The following is a 12,216-nucleotide window of genomic DNA, read 5'->3' on the forward strand; positions in this document are numbered from 1 at the left end:
AATTTTTGGAACTTTGCTGGCAGGAACGGTCTCTTTTAAGAAACTGTATTGGCTACAACTTTGCCCTGGTGTGATCTTTCTAAATAAGAATGAAGTGTAATTTTTTCTCTAACCAGTGGAATTGTAAATTTTCGCTGCTCCGCTTTAAACCTTGTCCATAGGCAACAAAAGCAATAGATAAGGGAATCTGATGATTGGTTGCTGTGATAACAGTTCTACATACGTGATCTGGCAACTGGTTTTATACCCCTTGTCTTCCCGCTTATGTTTACTCGTACTTATGTACTACATAACAAATGTAGGGTTCATATTTTGAATCTGCAAACTTTTTCTGCTTTAATATTTCCGCAACCTTGAAAATGATGATATTTTACCTTGAACAGGATGTCCGTGGCGAGTCCGTGTGAGCTATGGGGTATCTGATATTGAATGATGGGAGAAGGGTTGTAGGAGAGCAACCCGGTTGGCGGGCAACTACACAGGGTTGATCCGGTAAGCGCAGTGCCGCGCGCCTTCCAGCGCATGGTCCAGCCGCTCAATGGTACCCCACTCCTTAAATATCTGCTGAAAGGTCTGCAGCTCTACCTTGCAGATGTCATGGCAGGCCGTGGCGGCCGCACAAATGGGACAATGGTTCTCTATCATCACAAAACCCTCCCCCTCCGGCCGGTATTCGGCCAGGTAACCGTCCCGGGAGCGGAGTTCGGCAAATTTCTTCACTTTGGCCTCCAGGCCGTCTTCCAACCTTAAAATATCATAATACCGGAGCAGTTGTTTATGTTCCCGGGAAGAAATGACCTGGCCCAGCGCCTCATCTCCCAGCACGTCCCGGATGGTATTGATCAACTGTACCGTCAATTCGGCATGCGTATCCGGGAACTGGCGGTTGCCCCGCCCGGACAGGCTCCATACCAGGGAAGGGCGACCTACCCCCCGGGAAATGGACTCAAACACCACCCAGCCCTCTTCCGCCAGCCGCTGCAACTGCTGGCGGGCGCCTTCGCCCGTAATACCCAGCTCCTGCGCAACGGCGGTAGTGGCCAGCGGCCCTTTCGTCTTGAGCAGCAGCAACATACGGTCTGTTGATGAATTATGAGATGCTTTATAATTTTCCAAGTTTTGACTTGCTTTATTCGCAAATATCGTAACTTTGTGGGGATTTCAAGCAAACTATTTGAAAACCAGTTTGAAATTCTGCGGCCAGCAGTGATTATTACCGCTCCCAAGGCACTATCTTTGTACCGGCGTAACCAGCAATTACCCTTGCAATTACGGTATGAAAAGGTGGCAGTTTTCCGGAAAAAGCGGATGGTCCCGGTCCCGTAGCAATCACCCAACAATTTGATAGAGAAGTATATATATTATGAGCGCAGAACAAGACATATTACAGGAACTGGCCGGCCGGGATTATGAGTTCGGGTTCGAGACGGATATCGAAATGGATATTGCGCCTCCGGGACTGAATGAAGACATCATCCGCTTCATTTCCGCCAAAAAGAACGAACCGGAATGGCTCCTGGAGTGGCGTTTGAAAGGGTTTCAACTCTTCCAGAAGCTGGCCATGCCCACCTGGCAAAACTTCAAGCTGCCGGAAGTAGACTTCCAGAGCGTTTCCTACTATGCCGCACCCAAGAACAAGGTAAAGTATGAAAGCCTCGATGAAGTAGACCCGGAACTGCTCCGTACCTTTGAGAAACTGGGCATTCCCCTGGAAGAGCAGAAAATGCTCTCCGGCGTAGCGGTAGACGCGGTGTTTGACAGCGTGTCCGTTGCCACCACGTTCAAGAAACAGCTGAACGAACTGGGTATCATCTTCTGCTCTTTTACCGAAGCGGTACAGGAACACCCTGAGCTGCTCCGCAAATACCTCGGTACGGTAGTGCCGCAATCAGACAACATTTACGCCGCGCTGAACTGTGCCGTATTCTCAGACGGCTCTTTTGTATACATTCCCAAGGGCGTACGCTGCCCTATGGAGCTGTCCACCTACTTCCGCATCAACGCCAAAAACACCGGCCAGTTTGAGCGCACGCTCATTGTGGCGGACGAGGGCAGTTACGTAAGTTACCTGGAAGGCTGTACCGCTCCCATGCGGGACGAGAACCAGCTCCATGCCGCCGTGGTGGAACTGATAGCGATGGACAATGCGGAGATCAAATACTCCACCGTGCAGAACTGGTACCCCGGAGATGCCGACGGCAAAGGCGGTATCTACAACTTTGTGACCAAACGCGGCATCTGCAAGGGCAAAAATTCCAAAATATCCTGGACGCAGGTAGAGACCGGCTCCGCCATTACCTGGAAGTACCCCGGCGTGATCCTGCAGGGGGATAATTCCATCGGCGAGTTCTATTCCGTGGCCGTTACGTCCAAACGCCAGGTAGCGGATACGGGCACCAAAATGGTGCATATCGGCAAAAACACCCGCAGCCGCATCATTTCCAAAGGCATTTCCGCCATACACGGCCAGAACACGTACCGTGGCCTGGTGAAAGTAGGGCCTAATGCCACCAATGCCCGCAACTTTACGCAGTGCGATTCCCTGCTGATAGGAGACCGCTGCGGGGCGCACACATTCCCGTACATCGAGTCCAAGAACAATACGGCTATGGTAGAGCACGAGGCCACCACCTCCAAGATCGGGGAAGACCAGGTGTTTTACCTCAACCAGCGCGGCATAGACAGCGAACAGGCAGTGAATATGATCGTGAACGGATACGCAAAAGAAGTTTTAAACCAGCTGCCCATGGAATTTGCCGTGGAAGCGCAAAAATTATTGTCCATTACCCTGGAAGGTAGTGTTGGATAACTATTAATAACAAAGAGATGCTCAATATTAAGAACCTGCATGCTGCAGTAGAAGGAAATGCTATTCTGAAAGGCATTAATCTGAATGTAAAAGCGGGCGAAGTACACGCCATCATGGGGCCCAACGGCTCCGGCAAAAGCTCCCTGGCCTCTGTGCTGGCCGGCCGTGAAGCCTATGAAGTAACAGACGGCTCTGTGGAGTTTGAAGGGAAAGACCTCCTGGACATGAGCCCCGAGGTACGTGCCCGCGAAGGCCTGTTCCTGGCTTTCCAGTACCCGGTAGAAATACCCGGTGTATCCAACATCAACTTCCTTAAAACGGCAGTGAACGAAATACGCGCCTACCACGGGCAGCCGCCCATGCAGGCCAAAGCGTTCCTGGACATGCTGAAAAGCAAACAGAAACTGATGGAGTTTGACGCCAACCTGATGAACCGCTCCCTCAACGAAGGTTTTTCCGGCGGTGAAAAGAAACGGAACGACATTTTCCAGATGGCCATGCTGGAACCTAAACTGGCTATCATGGACGAAACGGACTCCGGCCTGGACATTGACGCCCTGCGCGTAGTATCTGCCGGCGTGAACAAGCTGCGCAGCAAAGACAATGCCTTCATCATCATCACCCACTACCAGCGCCTGCTGGAATATATTGTTCCAGATTTTGTACACGTACTCTACAACGGCCGCATCGTGAAATCAGGCACCAAAGAACTGGCGCTGGAACTGGAGGAAAAAGGCTACGACTGGCTGAAAGAAGACATCCGTTTAGAAGAACCTGTACAATAGATCATGACCACTATAGCAAGCAACATACCATCATTATATGATACGCTGCCGGCGCAGTTCAGCACCCTGACGGCCGGCGCGCAATGGCCGGAAGCCCGGAAGGAGGCGTTTGACCGCTTCCAGGCGCTGGGCGGGTTCCCCACGGTAAAGGTGGAAGACTGGAAATACACCAACGTGATCCCCTTCTTCCGCAGCCTGCAAACCCTGCAGCTCCCCGCTCCCATTGCCATCACCGAAGCGCAGTTGGAGGCCACCGGCCTGCTGCTGCCAGACGTTTACCGCATTGTGCTCCTCAACGGGGAACTGCAGCCGCAACTCTCCGAGCTGCCCCCCGCCAAACAGGCCACCGTGCTCAAAATGAGCGAGGCCGCGGCAGAACCGGCTTTTACCGCTCACTTTAACAATAGCCAAAAACTGGCGGAGCATCACTTTGCCCAGCTCAATACCGCCTTCTTCACCAACGGCCTCTTCATTGAAGCCAAGGCAAAGGCGCAGGTGGAAAAACCCCTGCACATCATCCACCTCTACCACAACACCAGCAGCCTGCTCGTAAACCCGCGCCACCTCTGGGTAGCGCAGGAAGGCGCCAGCATTCAGATCATAGAATCCGCGGCCGGCCTTGACGGGAGCGGTACCATGGTGGTGAACAGCGTGGTGGAAGCAGTGACCACAGAGCGCTCGCAAATGAGCCACTACCAGCTGCAGACGGGCGGCGGCCAGCTCCGGTTCATTAACCAGACGCTGGTGCAGCAGCGCGGCAAAAGCCTGTACAACAATTACACTTTCACGCTCTCTGAATCCGAACTGGTGAGGAACAACCTCAACATTTCGCTGGATGACGAGCGTACCGAAACGCACCTGTTCGGCTTCTACATAGCTACCGGCAACCAGCTGGTAGACAACCATACCAGCGTAGACCACCGCATGCCTAACTGCGAAAGCAACGAGCTGTACCGCGGGGTGTTGATGGACAAAGCCACCGGCGTTTTCAACGGCAAAATATATGTGCATGAAGATGCGCAGAAAACCAATGCCTTCCAGCAGAACAACAACCTGGTGATCAGCCCCGAGGCCAACATTTACACCAAGCCGCAACTGGAAATCTTTGCGGACGATGTAAAATGCAGCCACGGCACCACCATTGGCCAGGTGAGCGAAGAAGCGCTGTTTTACCTGAAAGCCCGCGGTATTGGCGATGCCATGGCCCGCAGCATGCTGGTAAAAGCATTTGCCTTTGATATTACCGCCCAGGTCAAAATTCCAGCCGTGCGCAAACAGGTGGAGCAACTGGCCACCCGTTACCTGAGCGCGGCGGTTAACAACTAAAAAGGAATTACCATGGAAACCGCCACCGCGAAAAATACTATCTGGCCGGACGTTGAACTGATCCGGAACGAATTTCCCATTCTGCAGCAGACCGTGAACGGCAACCCGCTGGTGTACCTGGATAACGGGGCCACCACGCAAAAGCCGGTACAGGTGATCCGCGCCATGCAGGAATATTACACCGGGTACAACAGCAACGTTCACCGCGGCGTACACACGCTCAGCCAGAAAGCCACCAGCGCTTACGAGGCCGCACGCCACCAGGTGGCCGCCTACATTGGCGCGCACCATCATGAGGTGGTGTTCACCAAAGGCACCACAGACGCCATCAACCTGGTAGCCGCCGGTTTCCGCAGGGCGTTCCTGCATGAGGGGGACGAAGTGATCATTTCCGGCATGGAGCACCACTCCAACATTGTGCCCTGGCAACTGGCCTGCGAAGAAAAGAAAGCCCACCTGAAAGTAATACCGGTAACGGACCAGGGCGAGCTGGACATGGACACTTTTGCGGCCATGCTCAACCCGCGCGTGAAAATAGTGTCTGTTGCCTGGGTGAGCAACACCCTGGGCACCATCAACCCGGTGAAAGACATTATTGCCATGGCCCATGCCAAAGGCATTCCCGTACTGCTGGACGCGGCGCAGGCCGCGGCGCATACGCCCATCAAGGTGCATGAGCTGGATGTGGACTTCCTGGCGCTCTCCGCCCACAAGGTGTACGGCCCTACCGGCATCGGCATCCTTTACGGCAAGGAAAGCTGGCTGCAGCAGCTGCCTCCCTACCAGGGCGGCGGAGACATGATCAAACATGTTACCTTCGAAAAGACCACCTACGCAGAGCCGCCGCTGAAATTTGAGGCCGGCACGCCCGCTATTTGCGAAGCCATCGGCTTTGGCGCGGCCGTAGCCTACGTTACGCAGCTGGGCATTCATAAAATACAGGCTTACGAGCACCAGCTCACAGAATACGCCGTAGCGCAGCTGAAAACCATCCCGGAGCTGCGGTTGATAGGCGAATCCAGGCACCGCGCCGGCGCCATCTCCTTCCTGATAGGCCAGCACCACCCGTCAGACGTGGGCGTGCTGCTTGACCAGCAAGGCATTGCCGTGCGCACGGGCCACCACTGCACCCAGCCGCTGATGGACCGCTTTGAGTGCCCCGGCACGGTAAGGGCTTCCCTGGCGCTGTATAACACCACGGCAGACATAGACCGCCTGGTAGCAGGTGTGCAAAAAGCCGTAACTTTGCTGGGATAAACCAAACGGAACAATACAATGACCATTAAAGAGCAACAGGATAATATCATAGCTGATTTTGAAGTGTTTGGAGACTGGATGGAGAAATACGAGTACATCATCCAGCTGGGGAAAGACCTGCCGCTCATAGACCCGACATACAAAACGGACGACAACCTCATCCGCGGCTGCCAGAGCAAGGTATGGCTGCATGCGGAAATGCAGGGAGATAAACTGGTGTTCACGGCAGACAGTGACGCGGTGATCACCAAAGGACTGGTAGCCCTCATGATACAGGTACTCAGCCACCAGGCGCCGAAAGACATTGCCAACGCGGATATCTATTTTATTGACGCCATCGGCCTCACCAGCCATCTCTCCCCCACCCGTTCCAACGGCCTGCTGTCTATGCTGAAACAGATCAAGCTGTACGCCATCGGGTACCAGGCTAAAAGCGTTCAACAAAACTGACGGACCATGGAAACAACACTCAGAGACCAGGTAGAAGAAACACTGCGCACCGTATACGACCCGGAAATACCGGTAAATATCTTTGACCTGGGGCTGGTATACAAGATAGAGGTAGGAGATAACAACAACGTGCTGGTGATCATGACCCTCACGGCTCCCGGTTGCCCAGTGGCCGGCAGCATTATGGAAGAGGTAAACAACAAGCTGCTGGCCATTCCCGGCATAGGCGGCGCAGACGTAAGGCTCACCTTTGACCCGCCCTGGACGCGAGACATGATGAGTGAAGAAGCCAAGCTCGAACTAGGATTTTTGTAATAAACGGAGAAGTGTGCCAGGGACCCGGTACACTTTTTTTATATCGCCACGGCTGCTTCGTGGCATTATTTCTTTATCACTATGGCAGAAGATCTCACCATCGCCAAAGGCACCAAAGCCGAACAATATACCGCTCTGCTCCCGCAGATCAAGGCACTGATCACCGGGGAGCCTGACCAGACGGCCAACCTGGCCAACATCACCGCCGCGCTGAAAGAACAGTTCGGCTGGCTGTGGGTGGGCTTTTACCTCGTCAAAAACAATGAACTGGTACTGGCGCCCTTCCAGGGGCCGGTAGCGTGTACCCGCATCCGTTACGGCAAGGGCGTATGCGGCACGGCCTGGCAGCAGGCTAAAACCCTCATTGTGCCTGACGTGGAGAAATTTCCCGGCCACATTGCCTGCAGCAGCCTCTCCCGCTCTGAAATTGTAGTGCCGGTTTTCCGCAACGGCGAAGTGGCCGGCGTGCTGGATGTTGACAGCACGGAACTGAACACGTTTGACGAAACAGACCGGCAATACCTGGAAGAGATCGTTTCCTGGGTGGGGTGAGGCCAGCTTGCTGTTCCCTGACCCGGCCCCCGTTATGTCACTCCCTTCAGCATTTGTGCAGGCCCGTGCAAAAACAAAAGGCGCGGGCATTTAATCCTCCACCACCGCAAACACCACAGACATAGGCGGCAGCGCCAGCCTGATGCGTTCCCCTACCGGCGCAGACCATGCCTTCAGCCCCGCATACCCTTCCGGCCCGCCCGCCGCGCCTGCGGGGCCTTGCCCGTTCACCAGCACCTTGCGGGAAAAACCGGCGCCGCCATCTCCCCCCGTGAGCACATACCAATAGTACCGTTTGCCCGGCCTGAAGTTGCGAAAAGCCAGCTCCACGTTGCGGGTTACCGTGCCCTTGTTCACCAGCGCCAGCCCTGTTTCGCCGGAGCTGTACGTGGAAGCATAGGCGCTGATGTTAGCATTGGCGCCGCTCACTTCGGCGTTCACCAGCCGGTCACCAAACATTTTGCGGAAGTAATAGAGGTAATAAAAAGCCGGGCGCGGCGTCCATTTGGTTTCGCCGGAGGCTGGTTCTCCCTGGCTGAAAAGGCCATGATCGTTACCGTTTTCCCAGGCGTTGGCCAGGTCCCAGCGGGCGGCCATGCCGTATTTGTTTTTCATCAGTTCGCCCAGTACCAGCACCGCGTGCATACCGGCCACCTGGGATACCATCTGCTGCGAGCCGGTGGCAAAAATGTTCCATTCCGTGAGCGCCAGCGGTTTCATGGGTACCTGCGCGGCGGTGGATGCCGCGGTAACATAATCCAGGATGGCTTTGGTAACCGCATCCGCGGAAGCCAGTATTTCAGGCGGGTTGGAATTGGTGTTGTAGGGCGTAAAGTAACTGTGTACAATAAAATAATCCGCACCGGCGGCCTGTTTCAGCACACCGGCGTTCCACTGTTTATCCGTGGCGGTGGCCCATATCGCCGGTTCATGCTCCAGCAGCTGCGCGCCGATGTAAATGGTTTTACCCAGTTCCGCGGCCGCTTTGCGCATGGAGTCTGCAAACACTTTGAAGTGGCGGCCGTAGAGATCGCCGGAGATGACCTCCGGCTGGCCGTCTTTGTTCTTTGTAACGTCTATGCGGTAGCCGGCCTGCCATACGCCGTTGCTTTCGTTGCCTATTTCCCAGTACCGCGTGCGCCCTTTGTCAAACCGCACCCATTCAGCCGCCAGGTGGGCGGCGGCGGCCACGGGGTCCGCGGCGGTGCTGTACCGCGCATAGGCGTAGTTGATGGTGATGATGCCCTCGTTGCCGGTTTGCGCCAGCATCTTGTAATAATTGGCTACGGCCAGCGTCCACCCGTCTGTATTGCCACCGTACCAGTAACCGGCGTCCGCCAGTGTCCCTTCTCCGTCTGGCAGCTGGTCTGGCGCGTCTGCGGGGTGGCTGCCGGGCACGGCGTTCCAGAAAAACAGGCTGCTCAGGTTGCCGCCCGGGAAGCGGACAATACCGGGGTTGAGCGCTTTCAGGTGGTTGAGCAGCAGCGGCTCCGTTACCATCTGGCCCATGTAGATGTTGCTGTTGTTGCCGAACAGCGCGGGGGAAACTTTGGTAACAATGGTAGAAGCATCTACCGTTACGGTATGGGCCGCGTCCGGGGGCGGCTCCTTGTCACTGTAGGGCGGCGCCGTAAACTTTTTTTCCGCCCAGCTGTCCATAAAAAACCCGATGGAGGGCGCCACGGCGGGGTCAGGAACGGCGGTTACCGTTCCTGAAGTATCGCTCCCGTTATACTTTTCCGCCGATTTTTTATTACATGCCATCACTGTTGTAAACACCACGCTTAACAACAAACCACTAGCTATTTTTACCATTACCTGATCTTTATGATTCTGAAATTATCGAACGCGGTGTTGAACACTTCTATAGGCGTGTCTCCCGCAATAAAGCGGTAGCCAAAGGCCACCTTGCCGTCTGATTTTACCACATCGCTCATGGCCACGGCGTTGGCGCCCATGCCTTCTATCCCGTCTGCGGTGGATTTAAATTCTGACAGTACCACCGTAATGGTGCGCCATTTGTTTTCCGTGTGGAACGTTTGCCCCGGCTCGCTGTTGAACGGCATAAAGCGGTAGGCAAAGGTGGTAGGGCCGTCGTTGAAGCGCAGTACGCAAATGGCGTTCGTCCACGGTTCTTTGGTGTTCACTTCAAATTTCAGCGCGTAGTTGGCGGCCTGCTGCGTTAACACGGCGGGCGTAAAACGCTGCACTTCGTTGAAGTTGCCGGAGCGGTTGCCGTTCCACCAGGCGCCGTCGTTAGCGCCTACGCCGCCAAAGATGTTCTGCAGGTAATAACCGCGGGCGCCGGGGAAAAGCGCTCCATCGTTGGTGCGGTTGGCGCCCCACCAGGCCCAGTTGAACACCGGCGTTTCACCTTCTTCCGGCTTTTCTGTGAGATTGCTGAGCAGGTTGGCGCTCTGGTGGTCGTTGAGCGGGCCGTGGGAGCTGACGGTGCCGTATTTGGCCTGGATAGTGATGCGCCCCGTGTCTGTTCCCAGGTCTGGCATGATCATCCCTACCCACGTGCCGGCCACATCTCCGGCAAGCGCCGTTACTTCGCGGCCGCCGGGGAAGGTGATCTTGTCTATCAGCCACAGGCTGGAGCCGACAATGATCAGGGAATCTCCGGGCTGCGCGTTCTCATTGGAGATGTAGGCAATAGAGGGCGGCGGAATGTCTACCGCAAAAGAGTACCGTGTTTCCCCGTGCGTGGTCACAATGTGTATCTCGTTGGGCACGCCGGGGTCTGTGGCTTCTGTGGGCGCATTGTCAGGGATGGTGAGTATAACGTGGGTGTGGGTATTGTACGTTGGATTGAAGTAGGCCGGCAAACCGTTGAAGGAGATACTGGTGATACCTCCCAGGTTATCGCCCGTGATCAGCACCAGGGTGCCGGGCAGGGCGCGGGTAAAGGCACTGTCTTGCCGGGCGGAGTCCAGCAGGCTGACCGCCCGTACCACCGGCGGGCCGCTGAAGTCATTGTCTTTGGAACAGGCCGCCCAAAGCAGGCATAATAGCAGGAATGCAATACTGGTATGTTGACGCATAATTTTCTTTTTTAGGCATTAAAACTCATAAGGCACGGGCGGCTTGCGCAGGTTGGGCGCGGCGGCCAGTTCCACTGCCGGGTAGGGCAGGTAAAAGTTGCTTTCCGTTACCGGGTAATAGGCCGGCGTGTCTGAGGTGATGGTCCACGAAGTGGCAAAAGTGGCCGAGTTGGGTACTACGCGGTAGGTGCCCCTGTCCTGGTTGCTCAGCATGTTGAGCACTTTGGCGGGGTTGTAATAGTGCATGCGCACCGCATCGTACCAGGCCTGCCCTTCCATGGCCAGCTCCAGCTTGCGTTCATTAAAAATATCTTCTTCCGTGATGAGCGCTTTTCCCTGCAGCCCCGCGCGGGTGCGCACGGCGTTGAAGTATTGCAGCGCCTGCGGGTCTGCCGTAGAAGCGGCGGTACCCAGTTTGGCCTCCGCGTATACGAGGTAGAGGTCTGCCAGCCGCAGCATGTAGGTGTTGATTTCCGTATGCTGCTGCGTTACCTTGCCGTCATTGTCTTCCGGCCGGCCCACTACGTACTTCTTCACCCAGGCGCGGGTATTGTAACGTTCCGTGCCTACATAGTTCCAGGGTACCTGTAGTTCCTGTATGATCTTTTTGCCGGGGTTGGCGGGATCGTCTACAGACTGGTGGATGTAGCTGTAATGCGTGCCGGGCAGCATAAAGGTGGCCTTCAGCCGCTTGTCTGCCGGGGTGTACATCTTCAGCATGTCCAGCGAGCCGCCGAGGTCCCCGCCCCAGCCGTCTCCAAAACCGGTGATCTCCGAGCCGTAGGCCAGGAAGGCCTGCACGCTGTTTTGCGTACCCCAGTCCCCGTCATATTTCCATTGCAGCGCAAAAAGGCTTTCGGTGTTGTTGTTGTTCTTCATCAGGAAGAGGTCTTCGTAGTTGGTCATCAGCCGGGCGCCGCTGTTCTCGATCACGTCCAGCGCGTATTTGGCGGCACTGTCCAGGTCTGCCTGGTTGCGCGTGCCGCTAACGCCGGCGCGGGTGAGGAACATTTTGGCCAGCATGCCTTTGGCGGCCCATTTGGTAAGGCGGCCTTTAAGGGCGGGCGCGGGCGGCAGGTATTCCGCGGCAAAACGCAGGTCGCGGATAATGAACTCCCACACGGTCTCAACGGTGTTGCGGGTAATGGAGGTATCTGTGAGCAGGGTGTTATTGTCCGTGATGATGGGCACCGGCCCCCAGTTCTGCACCAGGTAGGAATAAGCTACCGCGCGCATGAAACGGCCTTCCGCAATACCCGCCTGTTTGGCCGCTTCAGACACGGAGGGGGCGGTGTATTTGGTGAGGTTGTTGATGATCATGTTAGACTGTGCCACCACGTTGAAGAAAGATGTCCACGAGGTATATACTTCCCCTGTTACATCGGTAGTTTGCATGCGGATGTTCTCCACCTGGTAGGAGCCTGACATGAGCACGCCGCCCCTGCCGTCTCCCAGGCCGTGGGAGGCCTTGTCGTTATACGCAAACCATACAATGTTGTACAGCGGCGCCGTGCCGGCCAGCACCTGCTCCGGCGTTTTGTAGAAGTTCACGTCTACAATGGCGTCTTCAGGCGGCCGGTTGAGAAATTCCTTGCTGCAGGCGCCCAGCAAAATGAGGCCGGCCAACGCTATGATGTATCTGGTATATTTGAGCTTGTTCATGATGTAGTTTTTT

At 55.6% G+C, this 12,216-nt stretch carries 11 protein-coding genes; 7 read left to right on the forward strand and 4 right to left on the reverse strand.

The window, feature by feature from the left end; translation table 11 throughout:
* Nucleotides 1-474 precede the first annotated feature (474 nt).
* Nucleotides 475-1,116 (reverse strand): helix-turn-helix transcriptional regulator, encoded by a 642-nt coding sequence (locus D3A97_RS21215; RefSeq protein WP_119080544.1) that lies wholly within the window; start codon nt 1,114-1,116, stop codon nt 475-477.
* 247 nt (nt 1,117-1,363) lie between these two features.
* Between D3A97_RS21215 and sufB the strand changes: the two genes are divergently transcribed.
* The 7 genes from sufB to D3A97_RS21250 all read left to right on the forward strand — a co-directional run bounded on the left by sufB (nt 1,364) and on the right by D3A97_RS21250 (nt 7,494).
* On the forward strand, nt 1,364-2,809 hold the full coding sequence (gene sufB / locus D3A97_RS21220) for a Fe-S cluster assembly protein SufB (protein ID WP_119080545.1): 1,446 nt from the start codon (nt 1,364-1,366) through the stop codon (nt 2,807-2,809).
* A 17-nt stretch (nt 2,810-2,826) separates the two neighbouring features.
* A complete protein-coding gene (gene sufC, locus D3A97_RS21225) occupies nt 2,827-3,594 on the forward strand; it encodes a Fe-S cluster assembly ATPase SufC (protein ID WP_119080546.1) in 768 nt (255 codons plus the stop codon).
* 3 nt (nt 3,595-3,597) lie between these two features.
* Complete coding sequence (sufD, locus tag D3A97_RS21230; RefSeq protein WP_119080547.1) at nt 3,598-4,920, forward strand: Fe-S cluster assembly protein SufD; 1,323 nt, start codon at nt 3,598-3,600, stop codon at nt 4,918-4,920.
* Nucleotides 4,921-4,932: 12 nt separating this feature from the next.
* Nucleotides 4,933-6,177, forward strand: a complete 1,245-nt coding sequence (locus D3A97_RS21235; RefSeq protein WP_119080548.1) for an aminotransferase class V-fold PLP-dependent enzyme — start codon at nt 4,933-4,935, stop codon at nt 6,175-6,177.
* Nucleotides 6,178-6,195: 18 nt separating this feature from the next.
* Complete coding sequence (locus tag D3A97_RS21240; protein ID WP_119080549.1) at nt 6,196-6,627, forward strand: SufE family protein; 432 nt, start codon at nt 6,196-6,198, stop codon at nt 6,625-6,627.
* Between the two features lie 6 nt (nt 6,628-6,633).
* Nucleotides 6,634-6,942, forward strand: coding sequence for a DUF59 domain-containing protein (locus tag D3A97_RS21245; protein WP_119080550.1), 309 nt, complete (start codon nt 6,634-6,636; stop codon nt 6,940-6,942).
* An 81-nt stretch (nt 6,943-7,023) separates the two neighbouring features.
* A complete protein-coding gene (locus D3A97_RS21250) occupies nt 7,024-7,494 on the forward strand; it encodes a free L-methionine (R)-S-oxide reductase MsrC (protein WP_119080551.1) in 471 nt (156 codons plus the stop codon).
* 90 nt (nt 7,495-7,584) lie between these two features.
* Here D3A97_RS21250 and D3A97_RS21255 read toward each other — a convergent pair whose 3' ends face one another.
* From D3A97_RS21255 to D3A97_RS21265, 3 genes are read right to left on the reverse strand one after another with little or no spacing between them, the layout of a single operon-like run.
* Entirely contained in the window at nt 7,585-9,309 is a 1,725-nt protein-coding gene (locus tag D3A97_RS21255) for an alpha-L-arabinofuranosidase family protein (protein WP_119080552.1), read from the reverse strand.
* Nucleotides 9,309-10,541: a glycan-binding surface protein gene (locus tag D3A97_RS21260; protein WP_119080553.1), complete on the reverse strand. Its 1,233-nt coding sequence runs from the start codon at nt 10,539-10,541 to the stop codon at nt 9,309-9,311. The genes D3A97_RS21255 and D3A97_RS21260 overlap by 1 nt, the downstream gene beginning before the upstream one ends.
* A gap of 18 nt (nt 10,542-10,559) precedes the next feature.
* Nucleotides 10,560-12,203: a RagB/SusD family nutrient uptake outer membrane protein gene (locus D3A97_RS21265; protein WP_119080554.1), complete on the reverse strand. Its 1,644-nt coding sequence runs from the start codon at nt 12,201-12,203 to the stop codon at nt 10,560-10,562.
* Nucleotides 12,204-12,216 lie beyond the last annotated feature (13 nt).

The organism is Chitinophaga alhagiae (assembly GCF_003568665.1).
Lineage (GTDB): Bacteria > Bacteroidota > Bacteroidia > Chitinophagales > Chitinophagaceae > Chitinophaga > Chitinophaga alhagiae.